This window comes from Sorangium sp. So ce381 (genome assembly GCF_051473845.1).
GTDB lineage: Bacteria > Myxococcota_A > Polyangia > Polyangiales > Polyangiaceae > Sorangium > Sorangium atrum.
The window spans coordinates 3,229,361-3,254,719 of the sequence record NZ_CP150336.1 but is presented as its reverse complement, the minus strand read 5'-3'; the positions used below and the strand labels follow the sequence as shown (position 1 = coordinate 3,254,719).

The window sequence follows — 25,359 nt, the reverse complement described above, 5'->3', positions numbered from 1 at the left end:
ACGGCCGGCGAGCGCGGCGCAAAGCCACGCTCGCCGCGCAGCGTGGCATCCTGCCACAGCAGCGACATCCCGCTTGACCGTGCCGCGCCCGCGACACGCCGCCAGACCGCCGCGTGCACCGCGGTTCGCAGCTGCAGCGCATGACGCTCTCCGTTGATAGGCATGCGCAGGGCACGTATCATGCGCACCATGGCAGACGCGGCGGACGGCTCGCCCGGCTTCAGCACTGGAAGCGCAAACGGCGGCGATCCCCCCGCGCCGCTCGTGCCCGACGTCGCGGATACGCTGCAGGGCGTCGACACCGTGGTACGCGACCGTCCTCCCGCGCGGGCGGAGCCGCCGGCCGAGCGGGACGGCGACGGCTCCACGCTGAGCGACGAGGACCTCTGGAAGGCCGCGGCGCGCTCGAGCATGCACGAGGGAGGCAGCGCGGTTCAGGTGCCGCCCGAGGGCACTTTGCTTGGAGGGGTCTACCGCGTCCTCGGTCGCCTCGGAGAAGGGGCGATGGGCGTCATCCTCCTGGCGCGCGACGAGCAGCTCCAGCGGGACGTCGCCATCAAGCTGCTCCGGCCCGAGCAGCTCGACAACGCGCAGATGCAGGCCCGCCTGCTGGCGGAGGCGCGCGCGATGGCGCGCGTCCACCACCCGAACGTCGTCGAGATCTATGCGTTCGGCGAGTACGAGAACGCGCCGTATTTCGTCATGCAGTACGTGCCCGGGGTCACGCTCGACACGCATGTCCACAGCAAGGGAGGCCGGCTCGGCCTCGACGAGGCGCTGAGCGTCCTCGACCAGGCCTGCCTCGGCGTCTCGGCGATCCACGCCTCGGGCATCGCCCACCGCGACGTCAAGCCGAGCAACATCCTCGTCGGCCAGGCCCTCCGCGTGGTGGTGGCCGATCTCGGGCTCGCGAAGCGGATCCCCCGCGGCGATCGGATCGAGCTCGCCTTCTCCGGCACCCCGGCGTACCTGGCGCCGGAGGTGGCGCTGGGCCGGCAGCTCGATCCCGCGCTGCTGCCGCGCATCGACGTCTACGCGCTCGGGGTGGTCGCGTACTACCTGCTCGCCGGCCGCCTGCCGTTCCAGAGCACGAGCACCGTCGATCTGGTCATGCAGCACGCGTATCAGCCCCCGATCCCGCCGAGCGAGCTCTGCACGGAGCTGCCGGCGTCGTTCGACGCGCCGGTGCTCGCGGCGCTGGCCAAGGAGCCCGACCAGCGCACGGCGAGCGCGGAGGCGCTGCGCGAGGCGCTGCTCGACGCGCGCGGCGCCATGCCGGCGTACGCGCGCACGACGCGCGTCATGGTCGCCGACGACAGCCCGTCGTTCCGCAGCTTCCTCACCAGCGTCCTCGCGGAGGCGCTGCCCGGCGCGGCCATCGAGACGGCGCCCGACGGCGCCGCGGCGCTCGCGGCCATCGAGGCGAACCGCCCTTCCCTCGGCGTGTTCGACCTCGACATGCCCGGCCTGGACGGGATCGCGCTCACGGCGGCGGTGCGCAAGCTCCCACAAGGGGATTTCCCGATCATCGTGGCGACGGGGACCGGGGGCGCGGCCGACTGGCAGTGCCTTTCGCGCCTCGGCGCCTCGGCGTTCCTCGTCAAGCCGTTCGACGCGGGGCAGCTCATCACCCTGGCGCGCGCGCTCGTGGGCGTCGCGGAAGAGCAGAAGCGCCGGCAATGAGGGTCGGGGCGAAGACCCTGGCCTCCGCCACGGCGGGGGCGATGCCGGGGGCGTGGCGCGAAGCTTGCCGGCGGGAGATCGCCGATGTCCGGCGTGGTCGAGGCTCCCGATGAACGACAGCGAGATGAAGGTCCTGCTTGTGGATGACGACGAGGTCGACCACCTCGTCACGCGGAGGCTCCTGCGCGACGCTCCCCGCACCCGGTACGACGTGACGTGGCTGAGCAGCTCGGACGAGGCGATCCGGGCGCTGCGCGCCGGCGGCTACGACGTCTGCCTCCTCGACTTCCGGCTCGACGCGCGGACGGGCCTCGACGTCGTGCGCGAGGCCAACCACCTCGGCTGCGCGATCCCCATCATCATGCTGACGGGGGTCGGCGACGACGAGATCGACATGGCCGCGATGAGCGCGGGCGTCGCCGATTACCTGGTGAAGGGGAGGTTCGACGCGCAGATCCTCGAGCGCACGATCCGCTATGCCATCGAGCACAAGCGGAGCCAGCTCAAGCTCAAGCAGTACGCCGACACGCTGGAGGAGAGCAACCGGCAGCTCGTCCAGATGCACGAGGAGCTCGCGGCGAAGAACGCGGAGCTGGTCCGGCTGAACGAGGAGAAGAACCGCTTCGTCGGCATGGCGGCCCACGACCTCAGGAACCCGCTCGGCGTCATCCTGGGCTACAGCGATTTCATGCTGATGAGCCACCGGCGCGGGGAGCCGTCGTCGCTGCTCAAGGAGGGTGGCGTCGAGATCGTCAACATGATCAGGAGCTCGAGCAAATTCATGCTCTCGCTCATCAACGATCTGCTCGACGTGTCGATGATCGAGCTCGGCAAGCTGAACCTCGACAGGAAGAGCACGGATATCGTCCAGCTCGTCGAGTCGAACGTGGCGCTCAACATGGTGCTGGCGGGGCAGAAGAACATGAAGCTCGTCGTCGAGAGCGACGAGGGCGTCCCGCGGGTCGAGGTCGACGTCCACAAGCTGGAGCAGGTGCTCAACAACCTCATCAGCAACGCCATCCACTACTCGCCTCCGGGCACGACCATCCGCGTCCGGGTCGAGGGGGGCCGCGGGGGGGATGCCGGCGGAGGGGCCGAGGTGATCCTGTCGGTGAGGGACGAGGGGCCCGGGATTGCGGCGGAGGACCTCGGGAAGCTCTTCCGGCCGTTCGGGCGGGCGAGGACGGTCAGCACCGGGGGGGAGCGCTCGACCGGGCTGGGGCTCGCGATCGCGCAGCGGGTCGTCGAGGGCCATGGCGGGCGGATCTGGGTGGAGAGCGTGGTCTCCAAGGGGTCGACGTTCTTCGTGGCGCTGCCGGTGGCGCGATTGGAAGAGAAGGAAGAGGCGGCCTGATCGGCGAGCGAGAACGCGAGTCTCGCCCCGCTCGACGTCACGATAGAGGGCGTTGAGCGCCCCGCAGACCGGCACGAGCCGAGGTCAACCAGCGTCGCGTCGCGTGGGCAGACGCCGCCACATGTAAGCGTTCGGCGCTCCGCTCCACCCAAGACACCCTGCTGCGCCACGCCGAGCGATCCGCTCTGCCGCCGTTCCGTCGCAGCATTCCACGTTGAGCGGCTCCTCCAGAAGGTGGATACTCCACTGGATGCAAGCTTACGGTCCGCCGTAGCACGAAGGCGCGAAGACCGGCTCGATCGCGGGCAGCGCCGTGCCGGACGCGCCCTCGATCGCTCGCCGGGACTCGCCGCAACGCCGCCCTCGAGCCGCGACGTTCCGACCACGTTGAACCGTGGTCGAGCCATCGATGTGTGCAGTCTCCGTACCTCGAGCGAGGTACCAGGGAGGAGTGAGCCGTGGTGATGAGAAGAGCACTGTTCAGAGGCGTGCTGTCGGCGCAGGCCAGCGTGATGGCCGCGCTCCTCTTGATGCTCGGACAGGGATGCGGGCGCGACGGCACCAACCCCGTGCCCCAGGAGCAGACCCCGCCGGAGCCGGAGGAAGAAGAGAACGAGAACCCTCCGCCCGAGGAGGAGGAGCCTGACCCCGATCCTCCCAAGGAAGAGCCCGAGGAGCCAGAGCCCGAGACCCCACAGGGGCCCACCGATTTCGTGTCGGCCGATGATCCGTTCACCGAGGGGTACCTCGGCGAGGAGGAAGAAGAGGAAGAGGAGGAGGAAGAAGAGGAAGAGAGCCGCGAGCTCGAGGAAGGCGACATCTACCGCGTCCTCGGCGGCGGGCAGCTCCTCAACCTCAACACCTTCCGCGGCCTGCAGGTCATCGACATCCAGGACCCGTCGGACCCGAAGTTCCTGGGCCAGATGCAGATCGCCGGCACCCCTGTCGAGATGTACGTCGTCGGCGACCGCGCGGTCGTGCTCCTGAACGACTGGGCCGGCTACCAGCTCAAGGCCGATGGCCTCACCGTGGAGCGGCGGACCGGCGGGACGGTGCTGTTCATCGACATCGCCGACCGCGCCGCGCCGAAGCTCCTGTCGCAATACCCGGTCACGGGCGCCATCATGACGAGCCGCCTCGCGCGCGGCGAGAGCGCGAGCTCGCTCTACATCGCCTCGAACGGCTCGGAGCTCGAGGAGATCAACCCCGGGCAGTTCCAGTGGGTCAACAAGACCCTCGTCCGGAGCTTCGATGTCGGCGCCGACGCGCTCGTCGAGAGGAGCGAGATCGAGCTCGGCGACACCGTGACCGCCATCCACGCGGAGGCGGACGTGCTCCTCGTGGCGCGCAACAGCGGCAGCTGGTCGCAGGATCCCAGCGAGATCTCGATCATCGACATCTCGAACCGCGACGGGTCCATGGTGCTGCGCGACAGCGTGAGCGCGGCCGGCTACGTGCGCTCCCAGTTCCACATGGACTTCCGCGACAACATGCTGCGGGTCTTCTCCGGTCCGCAGTGGGCCGACGGGTCGCCCAGCTACCTCGAGACCTGGAACGCGGCCGATCCCGACAACATCGTGCCGATCGACAGCGAGGATTTCGGCGCCGAACAGTCGCTCTACGGCGCCATCTTCCTGGACGACAGGGCGTTCGCGGTCACCTACCGGCGTCAGGATCCGTTCCACGCCTTCTCCATCGATCCGAGCGGGAACATCACCGAGGAGAGCGAGTTCATCGTGTCCGGGTGGAACAACTTCTTCCGCCCGGTCTTCGGCGCGACCCGCCTGATCGGCATCGGCGTGAACGATCAGAACGGCCGGAAGCTCGCCGCCAGCCTCTACGACATCACCGATCTGACCAGCCAGGATCCGCTGGTGGCGCGCGCCGAGATCGACGGCGGCGCCCAGGGCTGGAGCTGGTCCGAGGCCGACTGGGACCATCGCGCGTTCACCGTGCTCGACGACGCGGTGGACGCCGTGGCGCCGGGCGGGGAGCCAGAGACGGGCCTCGTGCTGCTCCCGTTCTCTGCGAGCAGGACCGTGGACAACTACCGGCGGCCGTTCTCCGGCGTGCAGATCTTCACCTTCTCGGACACCACGCTGACCCGCCGCGGCGTGATGGAGCACGGGACGCCCGCGCGCCGCACGTTCCGCGCCGAGGACATCGCCACCGCGAACGTCTCCGATGAGGAGCTCACCCTCTATGCGCAGGACAAGCTCGACACGCCCGAGAAGCTCGGACACCTCGATCTCGCCCCGGATTATGTGAAGGTCTTCGCGTTCGGCGAGCACCGCGTCCGCGTGAAGATGCCTTACGATCTCTACTGGACCCCCGCCGAGAACCGGAAGATCAAGGCGGAGGTCGTGCCGAGCGCCGGGCTCACCCAGCTCGCGCAGCCGATCGCCACCTTCGATCTGCCGGCCGACGCGCAGCTCCATCAGGTGGGCGACCTGCTCGTGTCGCTGACCACCACCTTCGAGAACTGGGTGGGCAAGGTGACCCACCTCGAGGTGATCGACCTGTCCGATCCGACCGCGCCGCGGCGGGCGGGCACGCTCGACACGAGCGATCTCCCCGCCACGGGCGGCTACTACGGTGGGGCGAGCTCGTTCTCGACCGTGCACCCCGGGCGCGATGCCCTCGCCTTCCTGCGCGTCATCGGCCACTCCGAGGACCTCGGGGTCGGCTGGGCGTGCCGGACCAACTCGGTCGAGGATCCGGGCTGCTTCGGGCAGGAAGGCTGCACGTACATGGCCGGAGAGCGCACGTGCCGCAACATCGGCGGCGAGGAGTACTGCAACGGCGGCTTCGCGGAGTGCACGGACCACCCCGGCGCGGACACGAGCTGCACGCCGGTCGAGGTCGACCGGAACGACATCGTGGGGATCACGTCGACGTATTGTTATGAGTACGTCCCGCGCCGCAGCTGGGCACAAATCGAGGTCCACGTGGTCGACCTCTCCGACCCGGACCACCCGACGGTGGCGCCGGCCGTCGCGCTGCCGGACGACAACGAGACCGTGAATGTCCTCAACGACGACGGGGAGCTCTACTTCAACATCAAGCGCTCGATGAGCGGGCTCGCGCCGGACGATCCGCGCCCGCGCACGCAGTACTTCCTCACGCACCTCGATCTGACCGACCCGTCGCAGCCCGCGCTCGATCCGGGGATCAACGTGCCCGGCGAGGTCCTCGCGATCCAGGGGGCGTCGATCTACGCGAGGGACAGGGTGTGGGGCCAGCAGTTCATCGAGACGGCGATCGCGCGGCTCGAGGTGCACGAGGGGCTCGCGTACCTGCAGGAGTACCAGAAGTTCCCCGACCGCCAGGTCAACGCGATCTCCATCGACGGCCGCGGGCTGCCCGTCCTGTCCCACAGCCTGATCTGGCGTCCGGGCAACGGGTGGTACGGCGGATGGGATCCGAACCAGAAGCTGACCACGCTCTCGCCGGCGGGTGAGGCGCCGCCGCCCGAGCCGGAGAACGAGAACGAGAACCCCGCGATCCCCGAGTTCGACGTGCTCTCCACCGTCCGACTCGCCTCGTGGGCGTCGCTGCGCCACACGGCCGACATGCGGGCGCTCTTCGAGGTGCCCGGCGGCGCCCTGGCGATCTCGCTCGAGGAGCCCGAGGCGCCGAAGGCACAGGCGTTCTTCCCCCTCTGGGGCTGGCCCGAGAGGTTCGTGACCAGCGGCGAGGAGGTCCTGTTCGCCGCCGGGCGCTTCGGGATTCACCAGCTCGATCGCGAGACCGTCAACCTCGTCCCCTACCTGGGCGAGTAGCCGGGCCGCAAGGCAAGCCGGCCGGGGCCGAGCGCCCCGGGCCGGCTTGCCGCGACGGCGCGAGGCGGTGAGATCCGGTTTCGCGGAGCGCCCGACAACGCTATGGAGGAGCCCCATGGTCGAGCAAAGCACAGCGGAAAACGGGGAGGGGCAACCGGAGAGCGCGGGGCCCGTCGAGGAGCGCGCGACGGAAGCCGCCGGAGGGGCGGCGGAGGCGGGCGTGGAGGCCTCTTCCGGCGGCACGGCGACGACCACGACGGCGGGCGCAGCGAGCGCAGCAGACGCCGCGGTCGTGCCGGCCGCCGCTGCGCCCGCCGCCGCGGCGCCCGCTCGATCGCGGCCGCCGCGGGTCATCGACATGCGCCGGCCGCGCACGCCAGCGCCCTCGCAGGAGCCGCCGCCGCGGCGCTCGGCGCGGCCGGCAGAGCGTGGACCTGACGACCGTGGAGCGCACGAGCGCGGGCCGGCGGAGCGCGCAGGACGCGACAGCGGCCCGGCCGAGCGCGGGGCGCGCGACGGCGGCCCGGCCGAGCGCGGGGCGCGCGACGGCGGCCCGGCCGAGCGCGGGGCGCGCGACGGCGGCGCGGCCGAGCGGCGCTCGCCGGACAAGGCCAGGCGGGCGCGGGATGGGGCGACGCCGCGCGGCCGGACAGGCGCCGGGGGCGCTGCCCAGACCCGCGCGCCCGCGGCCCATCCCGCTCCGGGCGCCGCCACGCGAGAGCAACGAGCGGCAGCCGCCGCGGATCCCGCGCAGAACGAGGCGGAGCGCAACGCCGCGCTCGCCGACGCGAAGCGCGCGCCCGCCGCCGGAGAGGCCAACGCTTCCCGCAAGTCGTCGCGGCAGTCGCAGCCCGCCGAGACGCGCGGCGCGGCGCCGGCTCCGGCGCCGGAGACGACGGCGACTCCCGAGCCGCGCCGGGACGCCGTGTGGGTGCCTCCCCCCAGCGCCGCATTCCCGCGGAAGAAGAAGCCCGCGCTCACCGCCAAGGAGGCAATGAAGGCCAGAGTCCAGGCGCGGGCCGAAAAGAACGCAGGGAAGCAGGCACCGAGCCGCGCGGCCGAGCGCACCGCGGACAAGAGCGTAGAGGCCGCCCGTGAGGAGCCCGGAGCACCTCCTGCTGCAGCAAAGCCCCGTGACGCCGCTGTGGCAAAGCCCCGCGACGCGGCGCCAAGGTCAGCACGCCGCGACCAGGCGGAGCCGGCGGCGGCCGCGCCGACCGCGAAACCGGGGCTGCTCAAGCGATTGATGAGCTTGTTCCGGCGATCCGGCTAGCACCGCGGGACAGCAACCCCGCCATCCGCTGACCGCTGAACCATCGTCTCTCAAAAAGCCTCGAATACTCCAGTCTCAGGCGAATTCTCCAACCTCGCCCTGGTCACGATTTCCCGAGCTCTATAGGCCGGACTGCCGGGCTGAGGAGTCGACATCTTCCCTGACGTACAGGGCCCTCGCCCCGGCAGCCATGCGAGAGAACACAACCATGCGGCCAAGCAGCCGCACGACGCCGACCACGCTCCGCAGCATGGTGACGTGAACGGCGAGCTATCGGGTCAGCAGGCTCGTGCTTTGGCGCAGCTCTCGTGTTACGAGGTTGATGTCCATGGGGGATGCTGGAACGCCGGGCGCCACGGTCGCGAAAGAACGGTTCCGCACGTGGAACGACTTCGTCCGCGAGCTGGATCTCGCCGACCCGCTGCGCCGTCTCGTACTCGACTCATGGGAGCGCAGTCGGGCGGCGGCGGTCGACCCCGTTCGTCCGCCCTTCCGGCGGATCAACGACGAGGAGCTCGCGAGAAGGTTGGAACGAAGCGCCGACCTGGTCCGGGCCGCCATCCCTCACTTGCACTGGGCCGCCGCGCTCCTACGGGCGTCGGAGCCGGCCGTCTACGTCGTCGATGGGGACGGCATCGTCCTCGACTCGATCGGCACGTCCCGTTCGATGATGGAGACATTCGGACTCCTGCCCGGATTCGACTGGTCGGAGCGGGCGATGGGGACCAACGGCGCCGGCACCGCCATTGCCGCCAATCGCCCGGTCGCGATCGTCGGGCCGGAGCACTTCGCGAGCGCATTCGACGACTGCACGTGCACCGGCGCGCCGATCCACGCGCCCGACGGTACGATCATCGGCGCGATCGACGTCAGCACGTCCGTCGCGACCGGCAGCCCCGAGCGGCTCGCGCTGGTGGCGCACATCGCCTACACCATCGAGCGCGAGCTGCAGGCGTCATGGGAAAGTCGCCGCCGTGAGGCCGAGGAGGCGGGGCGGATCCAGGCAGAGGAGGCGCGCGAGCAGCTCGCCCGCCTGCAGGCCGTCACGGCCGCGCTCGCCCGCACGTGCAGCGCCGGAGAGTCGGCCTGCGTCGCGATCCGCGCGATCGGCGCGATCCTTCAGGCCCAGGGCGCGCAGGCCTACCTGCGAACGGACGACCCACGAGGGCTGCGCCTCGTGGCCTCGATCGGCGACAACGGGACGTCGCCCTTCCCGTCGATCCCGTCCGATCCGGAGCAGCCGGTCGTCCTGGCCCTGTGCCGCGGCGAGCTGGTCATCCTGCCGGACCCCGACGAGGTCGAGGGGGCCGCCACGCGCTTCGCCCCGAGCCCCACCATGTCCGCCATGGCCTCGCCACGCCTCGTGGCGCTGCCGCTCCGGCTCCACGGTCGGGATCTCGGCGGCCTGGTATTCGTCATCGAGGGTCCGTGCCGCCTCGATCCGGCGATGCGCCAGCTGGTCGCCATGATGGCGGATCAGTGCGCTCAGGCGGTCGAGCGCAATTCCCTCTTCGAGTCGGAGATGCGCGCCCGCGCCGAGGCACAGGATGCGGTCCGGAAGCGGGAGCAGATGCTCGGCATCGTGGCCCACGATCTTCGCAACCCCCTCAGCGCCATCATGCTCCGGGCGGCCCTGCTGAAGCGGGAGCTGGCGTCCCGCGTCGACGAGGAGAAGTTGCGGGATGGCGTACGGACGATCGAGCGCGCAGCGCGCCACAGCAACCGCCTCATCGCCGACCTGCTCGACGTGGCGAGCATCGACGCTCGCCGACTATCGATCCTGCCCGCCCCCCACGAGGTCTCCGACCTCGTGGCGGATGCGACGGAAACGGTGCGCTTCGGCGCGACCAGCCGCTCGTTGTCGGTGCACGTGGAGGTTCCGACGGATCTGCCGCGGGTGCTCGCCGATCGCGACCGGGTCGTCCAGGTCCTCTCCAACCTGCTCGGGAATGCCCACAAGTTCACGCCCGACGGCGGGGCGATCTGCGTGCGTGCCGAGGCGCTCGACGGCGAGGTGGGGATCTACGTCCGGGATTCCGGTGTCGGAATCGCGGCCGAACACCTCCCACTCATCTTCGACCCGTACTGGACGCGCCCGAACAACAGGCAGCGCGGCACTGGCCTCGGTCTGGCGATTGCGCGGGGGATCGTCCAGGCGCACGGTGGGCGAATCTGGGTGGAGAGCCGGGTTGGCGACGGGAGCACCTTCTCGTTCACCTTGCCGCTCGCCGATCGCTGAAGCGCACCTCGCGCCCGCACCGGGCCGACGGTTCTTCCACGACGACGTCTCCTTGGTGGAAGACTGCCGGGGCATTCTACGCGGTGGCGCTCCGCTGCGTGGGCGGTCCGAACCAGGTGGTGAGGGCGTCGCGAAGGCCGTGGTCCGTCCCTTCTCCGACCCACGCGACGTGTCCGTCGGGTCGGATCAAGACAGCAGTCGGCGCAGGTACCGCGCCGAGCACCGGGAGCTCCCACACACCAGCGGGGCGAGCATCGAGCAGCCGAACACGAGCGGCCCAGGGACCGATGTCGAAGGCCCCCGGCTCACCGAGGTTGAGCAAGACCGGCCTTGCCTCGTGCAGCAGCGTGAATACGCGCAGCGGTCCGCCCTCGGTGACCAGGTCGAGATCGGGCATGCGACGTCCGAGCAGCGGGTGTCCTTCACCGAGGTCGTAGCGGATGTCGAGACCCGACATCATCGCGGCGTAGCGCTTGCGAGGCTCGTCGATCTTGAGCAGCTCGGTCACGGTCTCGCGCAGGGCCTCCGTTCGATCGTCGCCGCGACCGAGCGCGGTTTGTGCCATGGTCAGGCGCAGCACGCGGGCAGCGATGGGGTGCCGCTCGGCGTGATAGGTATCGAGCAGGCTGTCGGGCGATGTGCCGCTCACCACCTGGGCGAGCTTCCATCCCAGGTTCACGGCGTCCTGGACGCCGATGTTGAGCCCCTGTCCACCTGCCGGCGCGTGCACGTGCGCCGCGTCGCCCGCCAGGAGGACACGCCGGTCTCGGTAGGACACCGCTTGCCGAGCCATGTCGCTGAATCGGGATAGCCAGGTCGGGTTACGAACACCGAAGTCGGTGCCGTAGACCGCGACGAGCGCGTCGCGCAGGTCCTGCAGCGTCGGCTTGTCGGCTTTGCCGACGTGCGGCTCCACGAGCACGACGCCGACACGCTTTCCGTCCTCCAGCTTACCCAGCGCGTTGACGCCCTTCTCGCCGCGGCGGACGCCCCACGCGGGCTCGTCCACCATGTCCACCTCCGCGATCAGGTAGCTCGTCGACGCGTCCCATCCGGCGAAGTCGATGCCCGCCTTCTTGCGGACCAGGCTGCGACCGCCGTCGCACCCGACGAGATACTTCGCTCGTAGCGTCACGCCGTCAGACAGCTCGACGTCGACGCCCGTATCGTCCTGCGCAAACCCCGTCACGTCACGCCCGCGATAGAGCTTCACCGGCAGCTCGGAGACCCAGTCGGCCAGGATGCGCTCGATCCGGTTCTGGCGGAGCGCGAGCCCGTAGCTGTGGCGAACGGGGAAGTCGCTGATGTCGAGAGGGATGAACGAGAAGCCGGCGACCTGCATCACCTGCCCTTGTGAGAGGAAGCGCTCCGCGACGCCACGCTGATCGAAGACCTCGATCGTGCGCGCGTGCAGGCCGCCCGCGCGCGAGCCGGCGAGGTCCTGGTTTTCGCGCCGCTCGACGACGGCCACGTCGATCCGCGCCAGCGCTAGCTCGGCCGCCAACATGAGTCCCGTCGGACCTCCACCAGCGATCACCACGGCGTGCTTCGGCATCTTCATGGTGCAGCATGGTGCGGCATGCCCGGGGGCTTCCGGCAAGCCCCCATGTCTGGTATACGCTGGGGCTGGAGACGGACGGGAGGCGCGCTCGTTTCCTCGCTGCACGCGCGCCTCTCGGCACACGGCGGCGCGCCGAATTTTCCAATCGTGCGGCGTTCGTGGGGGATCGTGGCGACGGGCCCCAATGGACTCGCTCATGAGGTGGGCAGCTCCGACGGCACGCCGAACAGGGGGTACACCTCGGGCAGCATGAAATGGTCGACGGTCGCGATCGCGCCGTCGCGCGTGGTGACGAGCTGAATCGCCGACAGGGTGTGTGGCGCGCCAGCGGCTCGGGGACGATAGAAGGCCAACGCCGGTTGTCCGTTCGCGGCGATGCGCAAGTGCAGGAATTGCCGAGGGACGATGCTGCCGAACATCCGCCGGTAGAAGCGCTCGTTGGCGGCGCGCCCGGAGACCCAGGTTGGCGCCGGCGGCATGGTGGTGCGCATGTCTTCGTGGAATAGCGCGACCAGGGCGTCCAGGTTCGCCTCCTCGAAGGCGCGCACGTACTGTTCGAGCAGACGCGGATCCACTTGCGTGGTCGTCGCGATGTCGACCGGCTCCGCCCCGCCGAGCTTGCTGCCGATCGCGGTGCGGGCGCGGAACAACGCGCTGTTCGCGGCCTCCACGCTCGTGGCGAGCGCTTGCGCCGTCTCCGCCGCCGACAGTCCGACCACGTCGCGGAGCAGCAGCGTCGCGCGCTGCAGCGGGGACAGGCATTGTAGGGCCGCCACGAAGGCCAAGGCGACGCTCTCCTTGAGCGCGTAGCGCGCCTGGGGGTCGCGCTCCTCGACGCCTTCCAGCCAGGCGCCGGGCATCGGCTCCAGCCAGACGGGCTCTTCGACGCGCGGCAGTGGAGGCCTGGCGTCCTCCGTCGCGGGGAACGCGTCCGTCGGAAACAAGCGCCGCGGCCGGCGCTTCAGCTCGTCCAGGCAGACGTTGGTCGCGATGCGGAAGAGCCACGGCTTGACAAGCGCCTCGTCCGCCAACGAATCCTTGGCGCGCCAGGCGCGCAGCCAGGTCTCCTGCACCACGTCGTCGCCGTCGTGCGCGGAGCCGAGCATGCGGTAGCAGTGCAGGCGGATCGCGCCCCGCAGGGGCTCGACCGATCGCAAGAACGTGGCGTCGTCTTTAGGCGGCATGGAGCCTCATGGCAGCTTGGGCGTCGGCGAGGGCGCGGCGCATGCTATCGCGGCCGAGCACGCGCGTGAGCCACGACTCGATGCGCGGAAACTCGGCCAGCGAAAGCCCGCACAGGGGCGCCAGGCTGTAGTGCGACGCGAGCGCGAAGTCCGCGAGCGAGAGCGATCCGGCCAGGTAGTCGCGCCCGGACAGCGCCGCATCGAGCACCTTGCTGAGGTGCGCGAAGTCGGCGCTGCTGGTGGCGATGACCGCCTCGTTGGGCGCCCCCTGGCCGGTCAGGCGCTTCACGATGCGCTCGAACGCGACCGCTGTCATGGCCGGTCCCAGGTGCGCGAGCTGCCAGGCCAGCCAGCGATCCAGCTCGGCCTGGGCGCGCGCCGTGGCCGGCACCAGGCCGCCGCCGCATTTTGCGGCCAGGTAGCGCATGATGGCGGTCGACTCCCAGAGCACCAGGTCGTCGTCCACCAGCACCGGGACGCGCCCGTTCGGGTTCAGCTCGAGAAACTCGGGCGCGCGGGAAGCTCGTTGAAAGAGGTCGACATGGACCGGCTCGAACGAGACGCCGAGCTCGTAGGCGACGGCACGGACCTTGCGGCAGTTGGGAGAGAACGCGAAATCATAGAGTTTCATGGCGATCTTGACCTCTCCCATCCAAGACTGCCGCCGGGGCCGAAACTGTTCGGGGGCCGCGAAGTTTTTTCAACCGCGGCCGGCCGAAGCGCCCGCGCCCAGTCGGGCCAGGAGCTCGTCCACCTGCTCCTGCTGCCCATCCCGGGGACGAGCTCGCTCGCGCACCTGAAAGAGAACTGGGGAGCGCGACGCATCGCGCTGGAGCCGGGCGAGACAGCGGCTCTCGCTCCCTCCGGCTCCGCCGTTTCCGGCGGGCGAGCTGAAATCCGCGTTCGACCGTAATGCGGCGGAGGCCCGCGCGTCTTCCACCCAGAACCTCAAGGAGATTCTCTCATGAAGACCACACACGCAATCTTCTCGATCGCGCTCGGCATCACCTCCGTCGCCTCCGCGCTCGGCTGCTCGCAGCCCGCGAGCGCCGAGCCACAGAAGGCGCCGCGCGTGGTCGAGATCATGGTCCACGGCGCCTTCGTGCCCGACAAGATCGCCGCGGTCGAGGGGGAGCGGCTGGAGCTCAAGCTCGTCCGCCACGACAGCGGTGACTGCACCAAGGAGATCGTCTTCCCGAGCCTCGGCATCCGCAAGGAGCTGCCGACCGGACAGCCGGTGACCATCGACCTCCCCGAGCTGAAGGCAGGGGAGCTCAAATTCGAGTGCGGCATGGGGATGATCAAGGGCACCATCGCCGTCGCGCCGAGGAAGTGAGCAGCAGACGGAAGCGCTCCCTGGCTCACCGCGAGCGAGCCCTCCGGTTGGCAGATCCGTCGACAGGTGGGACACGGTGCCTCCACGTAGGAAGCGCGCCGTGAGCGACGCGCCGCACCTCGAGCACGTCGTCACGGCATGCAGCGTCGCCTGGCACACCACCGCCTGACATGCCATCGAAGACGGATGCATATCCTACGATCGATTGTCTTATCCTCAGGTGACCGGACGTGCGCCGATTGCAACGTGTTTGGAATATACCGGAGCTTGTCCGTCGGTCTGGGCTTGCTCACCTCTCTCCTGCTCGCGGACTGCGCCCTGCGCGACGGCGTTGGGTGCTGCGAGTCGTGCGATGGGAAAGGCATCGTCGCCCTCAACCAGAGCGCGGATCTCGGCGCCCTCGTTTGCCCCGAAGAGATCGTCGCGTGCCCTCCCTGCGCGCCCGTGTATCCTGAAGGAATGACGGCGGTGTGCTCGGAGGGCAGGTGTAAACCGCAGCTCTCCGAGGCGCCCTGACCGACGGGTATTCGTTCCTCTCCTTCGCGCTCGTCCAGGCCGGGAGACGGCGGCGCCGATCTCGAACGATCTCCGCGAGCGGGTGGTCGCGGCGTACAAGGCGGGTCCGCCGCGGAGAGCCGCCGCTCGGCGCCGTGGTAGCCTCGACCCGATGTCGCACGGCCAGCCATCGCCCTCCTCGCCCGACGAGACCCGCGCGCTCGAGTCCCGCTCCACGGAGCTCGTGTTCAGGCGCTTCCGGCTCAAGGTCCTGGAGGGCCCGGAGCGCGGCCTCACGCGGGACTCGGACGAGCCGGAGCTCGTGATCGGCTCCGCGCCGGGGACGCACCTCACGCTCACCGATCCGACCGTCTCCCGCCATCACTGCGCCATCACCGCGACGGCCGAGGGGTTCCTGCTCCGCGATCTCGACAGCAAGAACGGCACGACCATGGCCGGGTACCGCGTCCGCTCCGCCTACCTCAAGGCCGGGACCGTGCTCGGCGTCGGCGAGACCTCGCTGCGCTTCGAGCACCTCGACGAGGAGGTCCGCCAGCCGCTCAGCCACGAGGAGCGCTACGGCCGCGCCCTCGGGCAGAGCGCCGCCATGCGCCGCCTGTTCGCCCTCCTGCCCAGGATCGCCGGGAGCGCCTCCACCGTGCTGATCGAGGGCGAGACCGGCACCGGCAAGGGCCTGGTCGCCGAGGCCATCCACCAGAGCAGCCCGCGCGCGGGCGGGCCCTTCGTCGTCGTCGACTGCTCCGCGATCCCGCCGAACCTCATCGAGGCCGAGCTCTTCGGGCACGTGAAGGGCGCCTTCACCGGCGCGGTCGCGTCGCGCCCGGGCGCCTTCGAGGCGGCGCGCGGCGGCACCGTCTTCCTCGACGAGATCGGCGAGCTGCCGCTCGACATGCAGCCCAAGCTGCTCCGCGCGCTCGAGGAGCGCGTCGTCAAGCGCGTCGGCAGCCTCGATCCGGTGCCGCTCGACATGCGCGTCGTCGCGGCGACCCACCGCGACCTCCGGAAGGAGGTCAACCGCGGCCGCTTCCGGGCCGATCTCTTCTACCGCCTCAACGTGGTGCGGATCCGCATCCCGCCGCTGCGCGAGCGGATCGAGGACATCCCGCTGCTCGTCGCCCATTTCTACGAGCAGCTGGTCACGGACGGCGATCCGAGCCCGCCCGCCGAGCTCCTCCAGGCGCTCGCGCAGCAGGACTGGCCCGGCAACGTGCGCGAGCTGCGGGCCGCCGTGGAGCGCGCGGTCCTCCTCGGCGACGCGGCGCCGTGGCGCGACGGCGGGGACGACGAGGGGGGCGCGCCGGACAGCGCCGCGCCGCCCGCGGCCGAGGATGCCTTCGACCCGGCGCTCTCGTTCCGCGCCGCCAAGGAGAAGGCCACGTCGCGCTGGGAGCGCGCGTACCTCCGGGGGCTGCTCCGCGCGCACGGCGGCAACCTCTCGGCGGCCGCGCGCGCGGCGCGCATGGACCGGAGCCACCTCCACGAGCTGCTCCGCCGGCACGACCTGTCGGCCCGCGAGGAGTAGCCGCGTAGGCGCGCGCCTACACCTGTGGGCGCGCGCCTACGGGGACAGGGGCGCGCCGCGCGGAAAGCGCCGCCGGAAGGAGGACGGCAGCGCCGGCGATCCGCGAGATCCGCCGCCCGGCGCGGGCAAACACGAGCGCTGCGCGCCCGGCACGAGCGCTGCGCGCCCGGCACGAGCGCTGCGCGCCCGGCACGAGCGCTGCGCGCCCGGCACGAGCGCTGCGCGCCCGGCACGAGCGCTGCGCGCCCGGCACGGGCGCTGCATTAAAGAGCCGCGACACCATGACAACGCAAGGCACTCCCCGGTACCTGCTCCTCGCGCTCCTCGCATCGAGCCCCGCCGCGCTCGGCTGTGTCGCGGCGACGGACGACGCCCCCGCCGCGCTCGGCGAAGCGGCGCAAGCCGTGCTCAGCGGCGATGAGCCGCCGGAGCCCGAGCCGGTGCCGGTGCCGGGCGGCGACCCGGGGCCTACGGTCATCTCGTTGAACGGCATCGACGCCGATTTCACGCGGGACCCCGGCGTCCTCAACTTCCTCCGCGAACTCGCGGCTGCCTCCCTCGCCAGCAAGTCCGAGAGGATCTTCAAGCGGGTGACCGGCGAGGGGAACGGGCTGCGCCGCAAAGCGATGGCGTACATGATGTCGTGCGCCCTGAGCCAGGGACAAAAGCTCGTCGTAGCGAATCCGCAACGGGTCGTAGGGGATCCGCGACCGACAGATTTCGTTCAGTTCAACGGCCTCCACGGCCTTGCCCCGTCCTGGAGTGACAAGCAGCTCACCGACCAAGAGCAGCGCTGGGTGAGCGCGTGCCTGCTCGCGCACGCGAACAAGCTCGGCGAGCCGGTCAACATCTCGTTGCGCGCGCCGCGCATGACCCTCACCCCCGAGGAAGGGATGGACTACACCGCTCAAGAGGCCACGTACTTCGGCAACCTCTTCGACCTGGAGCCGAAGAAGTTCGCGTGTATCGGCGCGACGAACGACATGAAGGCGATGGGCCGAGGGCGGACTTGCCACACGTCAGGCGAGGAGTGCGGGTTCCAGGTCCTCGGCCCCTGCGCCGAGCATTGCTCCAGAGACGGGGACATCTTCGGGCAGTGCGGGGGCGGCGGCGTCACGTACCCGGAGGTCATCACGGTCTACAACCGATCGAGCCACGATCTCGCCCCGACCACGCCTGGGGCCACCGGCGTCGGGATCTTTCGTGCAGGCGCCTGGGCGCTCGATCGCAACGCCAATGGCTACGACGACGATGCGCCGATCCAGCTCTCCGTCACCGGCAGCACGCCTGTCGTGGGCGACTGGACCGGCGACGGTCACTCGAAGCCCGGCGTGTTCCGGAACGCCGACGGGATGTGGTTCCTCGATCTCGACGGGAACGGCTGGTCGCCCGGCGTCGATCGGCAGATCCAGTTCGGGCTGCCCGGCGACGTGCCCGTGGTCGGCGACTGGACCGGCTCCGGCAAGACGCGCGTCGGCGTCTTCCGGGCCGGCGTCTGGGTCTTCGATCTCGACGGCAACGGCTACGACTCGTCCGATCGCGTCGTCCACTGGGGCAATCCGGGCGACACGCCGGTCGTGGGGAGCTGGGACGGCAGCGGGAAGGCGCGCCCCGGCGTCGTCCGCGTGCTGCCCGATGGATTGATGTACTGGTACCTCGACATGAGCGGCAATGGGACGGACGGCGGCGCCTACCGCGTCCTCCAGTTCGGCCTGCGCGGCGACGTGCCCCTCGTCGGCGACTGGACCGGTACCGGCCAGACGCGCGTCGGCGTCTTCCGGAACGGGGAGTTTCACCTCGATCTCAACGGCAACGGGTACGATGGCGAGGTGCCCATCCGCCTCGGCCAGGCAGGCGATATCCCCGTGGTCGGGCGCTGGAGCGGCACCACCCGGAGCCTCGTCGGCGCCTGGCGGCCGCAGACCGGAACATGGCTTCTCGATATGAACGGCAACGGCTGGGACGGCGCTGACCGCGCCCTCCAGTTCGGCCTCCCCGGCGACGTCCCCCTCACCGGCTGCTGGTGAGCGAGAGCGGCGGGCACCCGCTTCGGATACGGGCCCATCTCGACGTTTTCGGTGCTCGGCGCACTGGAGTGCGCCTGCGCGCCGAAAACGTCGATCTGGACCCGTCTCCTGTGCGGGTGACCGCCGCTCTGTGACGCAGGGGGCCTGGGCGGGGAGATCAGAACGACTGATTTGGGACAGCTGATCTCGGGCGGCGCTGACGCGGGGCGCAGCGAGAACGCTGTTCGCAGATAGGCGTGTGTCGTCATGCCGGCGATCCGCGCCATGAACGATGGACCATTGAGGATAAGGATGAAATCCATGAATTCGATGTCGACAAAGTCCAGTACGCTGCTTCTTCTGATCGCCGCTGTCACCGCCGCGGCGGGCTGCGGGGAAGCCTCGATCGACGGCGGCGACGCGATCGAGGGCTCGCTCGGCGAGGCGGACGGCGCGCTCGAGGGCGAGATCGAGGGCGGCAGCGACAGCCCGATCTCGCCGCCCGTGGCGCGGGTTCCGACCGGCGTCGGGGTCTTCCGTTGGCCGAGCAGCTTCGTGCTCGATCGCAACCGCAACGGGTGGGACGGCGACGCCGGGATCAGCTTCTCCGTCACCGGCAACACCACGCCTGTCGTGGGCGACTGGAGCGGCGACGGTCACTCGAAGCCCGGCGTGTTCCGCGACGCCGACGGGATGTGGTTCCTCGATCTCGACGGCAACGGCTGGTCGCCCGGCGTCGATCGGCAGATCCAGTTCGGGCTGCCCGGCGATGTGCCCGTGGTCGGGGACTGGACCGGCTCCGGGAAGACGCGCGTCGGCGTCTTCCGGGCCGGCGTCTGGTACCTCGATCTCGACGGCGACGGCTATGACTCGTCCGATCGCGTCGTCCACTGGGGCAGTCCGGGGGACACCCCGGTCGTGGGGAGCTGGGATGGCAGCGGGAAGGCGCGCCCCGGCGTCGTCCGCGTGCTGCCCGATGGATTCATGTACTGGTACCTCGACGTGAGCGGCAATGGGCTGAACGGCACCTACCGCGTGCTCCAGTTCGGCCTGCGCGGCGACGTGCCCCTCGTCGGCGACTGGACCGGCACCGGCAAGACGCGCGTCGGCGTCTTCCGGAACGGAGAATTCCACCTCGATCTCAACGGCAACGGGTACGACGGCGAGGTGCCCATCCTGCTCGGCCAGGCAGGCGATATCCCCGTGGTCGGGCGCTGGAGCGGCACCGCACGGAGCCTCGTCGGCGCCTTTCGGCCGTCGAACGGGATGTGGCTCCTCGACATGAACGGCAACGGCTGGGACGGCGCTGACCGCGCCCTCCAGTTCGGCCTCGCCGGCGACGTCCCCATCACCGGCGCATGGTGATCGCTGGGAGGGCGCGCGCGCAGAGCCGCGCCACGGCCCCGGCCGGCGCCGCCTCGAGCCCGAGCCCGTCGAGCAGCGCCGGCGTCGCGAGGTCGAGCAGCGCCGGCGTCGCGAAGAGGCCGGCGGGCAGGCCCTCCGGGAGCCACGCCGCGACGTCGAGCAGCGGGCCCCCAGCCGGCGCGCCGCCGTCGAAGCGCGCCGGGGCGGCGTGGAGGCACAGCGCGACGTGCACCCGCGGATCGCGCGCGGGCCGCGCCTCGAGCGCGCCGAGGAGCGCGCGCGCCGCGTCGATCGCCGACCGCCGCGCGGCGCGCTCGCCGCCGGGGAACCCGCCCGGATCGACGACGTAGAGCGCAGCGTGGCCGGCCTCGACCGCGACGCGGAAGCCGCGCTCGGCGAGCCACGCCTGGGCGGCGGGCAGGATCGCCTCCAGGTCGTCGAGCAGGCCCGGCTCCGCGTCCTCCAGCGCCGCCGCGTCGGCGTGCGCCTCGACGTGGAGGGCGACCGCGAGCCGCTCGGCGCCGGACGGGAGGCCAGCGCGGCCCGCAGCCTCCCGGAGCTCGGCGAGCAGCGCCGCCGCGCCCTGCTGGCGCCGCCCCGGGTCCTTGCTGAGCGCCCGCAGCACCACCTCGTCGATCGCAGGCTCGACCGGCGCGCGCGCGCTCGGGCGCGGCGGGCGGGCGTGGAGGTGCAGCTGCGGGAGCAGCGTCGACGTCGCCGGGAAGGGCGGCTCGCCGGTGAGCAGGGCATAGACGAGCGCGCCGAGCGCGTAGACGTCGGTGCGCTGATCCGTCGGCAGGCCGCGGATCTGCTCGGGCGCCATGAACGCCGGCGTGCCGACCATCTGCCGCGAGCCGGTGATCGCCGGCCCCGAGTCGTCGAGCAGCTTGGCCACGCCGAAGTCGAGGAGCACGACGCGCCGCGCGCCGCCTTCGTCCGCCAGGAAGACGTTCGAGGGCTTGATGTCGCGGTGCACGATCGCCTGCGCGTGCGCGGCCGAGAGCGCTGCCGCGAGCGGATCGAGGATCGAGAGCGTCTCGTCGAGCGACAGGCGCCCGGCCGCCGCGAGGTGCGCCCGGAGATCCACGCCGTCGAGCAGCTCCATCGTGAAGTACGGGTTCCCGTCCGGAAGCTCGCCGACCTCGTGGACGGCGATGACGTTGGGGTGCCGGATGCGGCCGATCGCGCGCACCTCGCGCGCGAAGCGGAGCGCCGCCTCATGGCTCGAGACGAGATCGGCGTGGAGCACCTTGAGCGCGCGCGCGGCGCCGCCGCGCTCCGCGGGGACCACGCGGTACACAGCGCCCGCGCCGCCTTGGCCGAGCAGCGATGCGACGACGTAGTCGCCGACGCGATCCCCAGGCGAGAGCACGCGCCGGTCCCCGGAGGAGCATCCCCGCGCCACGACCGTGGTGAGCGGCACAGGGTCGGTCGCGTCGCACTTCACAAGACATACAGCGTAGCATGCGGGGCGCGCGGAGCGCCGCCGGGCGCGGTCCGGATCTCAGCTTCTCGTACTCATCCCCTCGCCCTCGCCCTCGCCCTCGCCCTCGCCGCACCGGACGCCGCCGCCCGAGAGGTCCTTTGCCTCGCTGCCCACGTTGCCACATCCGGGTCTCCGCCTCGTGCCCGTGTCCCCGCGACGGCTTCACGGCGCCCGCGGTCACGGAGGCGGGCGCCGGGGCGCCGTCGCGCATCGAGGGCTTCGCCGTGGGCGGCGAGCTCGGCCGCGGCGGGTTCTCGGTGGTCTGGGAGGCCACGCGCCGCGACGACGGCGCGGCCGCGGCCATCAAGGTCGCGCGCGCAAGCACCGGGCTCGCGCGGGCGCGCTTCGCGCGGGAGGCAGCGGCGATGTCGCGCGCCGGCGCGCCGCCCGCGCCTGCGCTCCACGCGCGCGGGCAGCTCGACGACGGGCGGCCGTACCTCGCGATGGAGCGGGTGCGTGCGCCGACGCTCGCCCGGTGGATCGAGGACCGCGCCGCGGGCGCAGGCGCGGCGGCCGCCCCCGACGGCGCGCTCGCTGTGGCCGCGGCGGTGCTCGAGGCGCTCGGCGCCGTCCACGCGCGCGGCGTCGTGCACCGCGATCTCACGCCCGACAACGTGGCGATCGACGCGACCGGACCCGCCGTGCGCGCGACGCTGCTCGACTTCGGCCGGGCTTGCACGCTCGGCGGCGGCGCCGCCTCCGCGACGGGCGACGGCGCGGCGTGGGCCGGCGCCGAGCGGACCGGCGCGGGCTTCGCGCTGGGGACGCCCGAGTACATGGCGCCCGAGCAGATCCGCGGCGAGGCGGCGGCGGACGCGCGGACGGACCTCTATGCGTTCGGCGTGATCCTCCACGAGCTCTTCGCGCTGAGGCCGCCCTTCGTCGGCGATCGCAGCGCGATCGAGCACGGCCACCTCCACCTGCGCCCGCCCCGCCTGCCGGAGGAGGCAGGCGCCCCCGACGCGGTGCAGGAGCTCATCCTCGCCTGCATGGCCAAGGACCCGGCCGAGCGCCCGCCGAGCGCCGGCGCCCTCCGGCGCGCGCTGGAAGACGCGCTCCCGCGCACGCTGGACGATGCGCGCCGCCGCGCGCCGTGCGCCCTGCCCGTGGCCGCCGCCGCGCCCGCGGCGGCCGAGACGCCCGCGGCGGCCGAGACGCCCGCTGCGGCCGCAGCAAAGGCGCCGGCCGCGGCGCTCATCGCGGAGGGCCGCCGGCTGATGGCGCTCGTCGCCGTCGAGACCACGGCCGACGCCGCGCAGGTGAGCGCCGCCGTCGCGCGGCGCGCGGGCTTCGTGGCGCGGCGCCGCGGCCGGCGCTTCGTCGCGGTCTTCTCGGGCGCCGACGTCGAGGCGCCGCTCGCTGCCGCGCTCGCCGCCGCCGAGGACCTCACCCGCGGCGGGGAAGCGCGCGCCGCTGTCCACCTCGCCCCGCTCCGCAGCCGCCCGCGCAGCGACGGCCCGCCCGCCGTCTACGGCGCGGCGGTGGAGCAGCCCGAGACCTGGATCCCCGAGGGCGCGGCGGATCCCGTGGCGCTCACCGAGGCCGCCGCCCGCGCGCTCCCGGCGGCGCGCGGCGGCGCCGGCGCGGAGACGGACCTCCTGCGGCAGCGCGCGGGACCGCCGCTCGTCGGCCGAGACGACGTCCTCGACGCGCTCGCCGCCAGCGCCGGCGCCTGCTTCGCGCGCGGCGCGCCTGGGCTGTTCACGCTCCTCGGCGAGCGCGGCCTCGGCAAGTCCCGCCTCCTCGCGGAGGCGGCCGCGCTGGTGCAGCGCCTCTGGCCCGACGCGGCGGTGATCGCCGCCGCCGCGGAGCCGCCCGCGGCGGGGGATCCGGCGCGGCCGCTGCAGGAGCTCCTGCGCCAGGCGCTCGCCGGAGCGCCGCCGGGCGACGAGCACGGCCCGCGCGCGCTCGCCTCCGCGCTGCGCGCGCGGGCGCGCAGCGGGCCGATCGCGGTCGTCCTCGACGACGCGCACTGGGCGCCCGACGGCCTCCTCGACGCGCTCGAGGTCGCCACCCTGGACGGCGAGCGCGGGCCCTGCTGGGCGCTCGTCGCCGCGGATCCGCGGCTCGCCGCCGCGCGCCGGGGGTTCGGCGCGCGCGCCGCCCGGAGCGACGCGCTCACCCTGGCCCCGCTCGACGCGGCCGCCGGGGTCCGGCTCGCCGCCGCGCTCCTCGCGCCCGCCGAGTACCCGCCCGCGGCCGCGCTCGACCGGCTGCACGGCTGGGCCGCCGGCAACCCCGCGGCGCTCGTGGAGCTCGCCGCCGCGCTCAAGGAGGCCGGCATGGTGCGCCGGCGCGTGCGGACGGGCAGCTTCTACCTCGCCACCGCGGCGCTCGACCGCATCCCGCCCTCCCCCGCGTGGCAGTGGCTCGCCACGCGCCAGCTCGACCTCCTGCCGCGGGAGATCTCGGCGTGCGCCCGCCTGTGCGCGGTCCTCGGCGTCACCTTCAGCGCCGCCGAGGTCGAGCGCGTCCAGGGCGCGCTCGAGCGCGGCGGCGGCGCGACCACGCCCGTCGACGCGCGCGCCGGCCTGCGCGCGCTCCGCGACCACGGCCTGCTCGAGCAGCGCGCGCCCGATCGCTTCGCCTTCCGGAGCGCCGCGCTCCGCGACGCGCTGTACGGGATGCTCGACCCGTCGCACCGCCGTCGCGTCCACCAGGCTGCGCTCGAGGTGTGGCGGGACGCCCGGGATCCGGGCGCGGACGCGCTCGAGCGCCTCGCCCTGCACGCCGCGGCGGTGGGGGCGCGCGCGGAGGCCGCGGCGGCGTCGATCCGGCTCGCCGAGGCCGCGCTCGCGGCGCACGAGCACGTGGCCGCCGACGCCCATGCAACGCGCGCGATCGAGGTGATCGACGTAATCGACGCGGGCGACGTGGGCGACGTGATCGACGCGCCGGCCGAGGCACCGGGAGGTGTGCCTGGCCAGGCGCTCGGCGGCGCCGACGGCCTGGCCAGGGCGCGCGCGCTCACGCTGCGGGGCGCGGCGCGCTACCGGATGTCGCGCACGCGCGAGGCGCTCGAGGACCTCACCGCGGCGGCCGCCGCCGCGCGCGCGTCGGGCGCAGACGCGCTGCTCTGCGAGGCCCTTCTCGAGGAGGCCGCGGCGCTCGATTGGGACAACGACTTCGCCGGCTCGGCGGCGCGCGTGGAGGAGGCGCGGCCGATCGTCGCGCGCCTCGGCGACCGCCGGCTCTCGCGCCGATTCCTCGTGGCCGAGGGGCGCTGCGCGTGGCGCCACGCGCGCGTGCCCGAGGCGGTCGAGCAGCTCGGCCGCGGCGCGGCGATGGCCGAGGCGGACGGAGACTACGAGGCGCGCGTCGTCGCGCTCCTCCTGCTCGCGTGCGCGCTGGTCGTGGCCGGTCGGCTCGCGGAGGCCGAGGCCCGCTTCGACGAGGTGATCGCGCTCGCGGCCGGGGCGAAGGACAGCGTCCACCTCTGCGTCGCGTACTGCAACCGGTTCTTCCTGTGGACCGCGATGGAGGCGCTGGACCGCGCGATCGACGATCTCCGGCGCGCGGTCGATCTGGCGCGCGAGGTGGGCAACCCGTGGCCCGAGCGCGCGGCGACCGGCAACCTCGCCGAGCAGCTCTTCTGGAACGGGAGCGACGACGAGGCGCTCGAGCTCGCCCGCCGAGGCCGCGCGCTCGAGGAGCGCTTCATGGAGCGCCCGGTGGTCGAGCTCTCGCTGATGCTCGCCCGGCTCCACGCCGCGCGCGGCGAGGGCGCCGAGGCCGCGGCGGCGGTCGCGTGGATCCGCGCGAGCTGCCCGCCCGGCCCGGCGGCGCCGAACGCGCAGGCCCTGCTGGACGCCGTGGCGCTCGCGATCGGCGCGCCCGGCGGCGCGAGCTGGGAGGAGACGCTCGCGCGCTCGCGCGGCCTGCTCCCGATCGAGCGGCTCGAGGCGCTCTACTTCCTGGCGCGCGCCGCCCGCCGCGCCGGCCGGGAGGCCGACGCACGCACGGCCTTCGCCGAGGCCCGCCCGCTGCTCCCGTCGGGCCTCTCGTTCGCCCGGCGCTTCGCCGCGCTGGGGATCGACGGATAAGCTCCCCTG

Annotated in this window: 15 protein-coding genes; 11 read left to right on the top strand and 4 right to left on the bottom strand. The window is 72.3% G+C overall.

The features are described from left to right. The first annotated feature begins 189 nt into the window (after nt 1-189). From WMF29_RS12410 to WMF29_RS12390, 5 genes are all read left to right on the top strand, one after another. A complete protein-coding gene (locus tag WMF29_RS12410) occupies nt 190-1,683 on the top strand; it encodes a protein kinase domain-containing protein (protein ID WP_437329036.1) in 1,494 nt (497 codons plus the stop codon). A gap of 109 nt (nt 1,684-1,792) precedes the next feature. Next, complete coding sequence (locus WMF29_RS12405; RefSeq protein WP_437329035.1) at nt 1,793-3,037, top strand: ATP-binding protein; 1,245 nt, start codon at nt 1,793-1,795, stop codon at nt 3,035-3,037. Between the two features lie 464 nt (nt 3,038-3,501). Then, nucleotides 3,502-6,819, top strand: a complete 3,318-nt coding sequence (locus tag WMF29_RS12400) for a beta-propeller domain-containing protein (protein WP_437329034.1) — start codon at nt 3,502-3,504, stop codon at nt 6,817-6,819. 115 nt (nt 6,820-6,934) lie between these two features. Next, a complete protein-coding gene (locus WMF29_RS12395) occupies nt 6,935-8,092 on the top strand; it encodes a hypothetical protein (protein ID WP_437329033.1) in 1,158 nt (385 codons plus the stop codon). 328 nt (nt 8,093-8,420) lie between these two features. Next, nucleotides 8,421-10,331, top strand: coding sequence for an ATP-binding protein (locus WMF29_RS12390; protein WP_437329032.1), 1,911 nt, complete (start codon nt 8,421-8,423; stop codon nt 10,329-10,331). A gap of 76 nt (nt 10,332-10,407) precedes the next feature. On the opposite strand, the gene WMF29_RS12385 is transcribed toward WMF29_RS12390, so the two are convergent. The 3 genes from WMF29_RS12385 to WMF29_RS12375 form a co-directional block, all read right to left on the bottom strand. Then, nucleotides 10,408-11,886, bottom strand: a complete 1,479-nt coding sequence (locus WMF29_RS12385; protein WP_437331111.1) for an FAD-dependent monooxygenase — start codon at nt 11,884-11,886, stop codon at nt 10,408-10,410. A gap of 200 nt (nt 11,887-12,086) precedes the next feature. Further along, nucleotides 12,087-13,076: an RNA polymerase subunit sigma-70 gene (locus WMF29_RS12380; RefSeq protein ID WP_437329031.1), complete on the bottom strand. Its 990-nt coding sequence runs from the start codon at nt 13,074-13,076 to the stop codon at nt 12,087-12,089. Next, the gene (locus WMF29_RS12375) at nt 13,066-13,707 is read right to left on the bottom strand and encodes a glutathione S-transferase family protein (RefSeq protein ID WP_437329030.1); all 642 of its coding nucleotides are present in this window, start codon (nt 13,705-13,707) and stop codon (nt 13,066-13,068) included. Before WMF29_RS12375 ends, WMF29_RS12380 begins: the two co-directional genes overlap by 11 nt. A gap of 333 nt (nt 13,708-14,040) precedes the next feature. Between WMF29_RS12375 and WMF29_RS12370 the strand changes: the two genes are divergently transcribed. The 5 genes from WMF29_RS12370 to WMF29_RS12350 all read left to right on the top strand — a co-directional run bounded on the left by WMF29_RS12370 (nt 14,041) and on the right by WMF29_RS12350 (nt 19,821). Continuing rightward, a complete protein-coding gene (locus tag WMF29_RS12370; protein WP_437329029.1) occupies nt 14,041-14,412 on the top strand; it encodes a cupredoxin domain-containing protein in 372 nt (123 codons plus the stop codon). A gap of 285 nt (nt 14,413-14,697) precedes the next feature. Continuing rightward, entirely contained in the window at nt 14,698-14,928 is a 231-nt protein-coding gene (locus tag WMF29_RS12365; RefSeq protein WP_437329028.1) for a hypothetical protein, read from the top strand. 151 nt (nt 14,929-15,079) lie between these two features. Beyond that, entirely contained in the window at nt 15,080-16,450 is a 1,371-nt protein-coding gene (locus WMF29_RS12360; protein WP_437329027.1) for a sigma 54-interacting transcriptional regulator, read from the top strand. A gap of 281 nt (nt 16,451-16,731) precedes the next feature. Next, nucleotides 16,732-18,477: a hypothetical protein gene (locus tag WMF29_RS12355; protein WP_437329026.1), complete on the top strand. Its 1,746-nt coding sequence runs from the start codon at nt 16,732-16,734 to the stop codon at nt 18,475-18,477. 300 nt (nt 18,478-18,777) lie between these two features. Continuing rightward, entirely contained in the window at nt 18,778-19,821 is a 1,044-nt protein-coding gene (locus WMF29_RS12350; protein WP_437329025.1) for a hypothetical protein, read from the top strand. Here WMF29_RS12350 and WMF29_RS12345 read toward each other — a convergent pair. Then, nucleotides 19,805-21,268, bottom strand: coding sequence for a serine/threonine-protein kinase (locus WMF29_RS12345; protein WP_437329024.1), 1,464 nt, complete (start codon nt 21,266-21,268; stop codon nt 19,805-19,807). The genes WMF29_RS12350 and WMF29_RS12345 overlap by 17 nt on opposite strands. Before the next feature lie 137 nt (nt 21,269-21,405). Between WMF29_RS12345 and WMF29_RS12340 the strand changes: the two genes are divergently transcribed. After that, a complete protein-coding gene (locus WMF29_RS12340) occupies nt 21,406-25,350 on the top strand; it encodes a protein kinase domain-containing protein (protein WP_437329023.1) in 3,945 nt (1,314 codons plus the stop codon). Nucleotides 25,351-25,359 lie beyond the last annotated feature (9 nt).

Bases quoted from the DNA above. Each gene is read 5' to 3' on its own strand.
- WMF29_RS12410 (WP_437329036.1), top strand. From the start codon at position 190: ATGGCAGACGCGGCGGACGGCTCGCCCGGCTTCAGCACTGGAAGCGCA.
- WMF29_RS12405 (WP_437329035.1), top strand. From the start codon at position 1,793: ATGAACGACAGCGAGATGAAGGTCCTGCTTGTGGATGACGACGAGGTC.
- WMF29_RS12400 (WP_437329034.1), top strand. From the start codon at position 3,502: ATGAGAAGAGCACTGTTCAGAGGCGTGCTGTCGGCGCAGGCCAGCGTG.
- WMF29_RS12395 (WP_437329033.1), top strand. From the start codon at position 6,935: ATGGTCGAGCAAAGCACAGCGGAAAACGGGGAGGGGCAACCGGAGAGC.
- WMF29_RS12390 (WP_437329032.1), top strand. From the start codon at position 8,421: ATGGGGGATGCTGGAACGCCGGGCGCCACGGTCGCGAAAGAACGGTTC.
- WMF29_RS12385 (WP_437331111.1), bottom strand. From the start codon at position 11,886: ATGCCGAAGCACGCCGTGGTGATCGCTGGTGGAGGTCCGACGGGACTC.
- WMF29_RS12380 (WP_437329031.1), bottom strand. From the start codon at position 13,076: ATGCCGCCTAAAGACGACGCCACGTTCTTGCGATCGGTCGAGCCCCTG.
- WMF29_RS12375 (WP_437329030.1), bottom strand. From the start codon at position 13,707: ATGAAACTCTATGATTTCGCGTTCTCTCCCAACTGCCGCAAGGTCCGT.
- WMF29_RS12370 (WP_437329029.1), top strand. From the start codon at position 14,041: ATGAAGACCACACACGCAATCTTCTCGATCGCGCTCGGCATCACCTCC.
- WMF29_RS12360 (WP_437329027.1), top strand. From the start codon at position 15,080: ATGTCGCACGGCCAGCCATCGCCCTCCTCGCCCGACGAGACCCGCGCG.
- WMF29_RS12355 (WP_437329026.1), top strand. From the start codon at position 16,732: ATGACAACGCAAGGCACTCCCCGGTACCTGCTCCTCGCGCTCCTCGCA.
- WMF29_RS12350 (WP_437329025.1), top strand. From the start codon at position 18,778: ATGAATTCGATGTCGACAAAGTCCAGTACGCTGCTTCTTCTGATCGCC.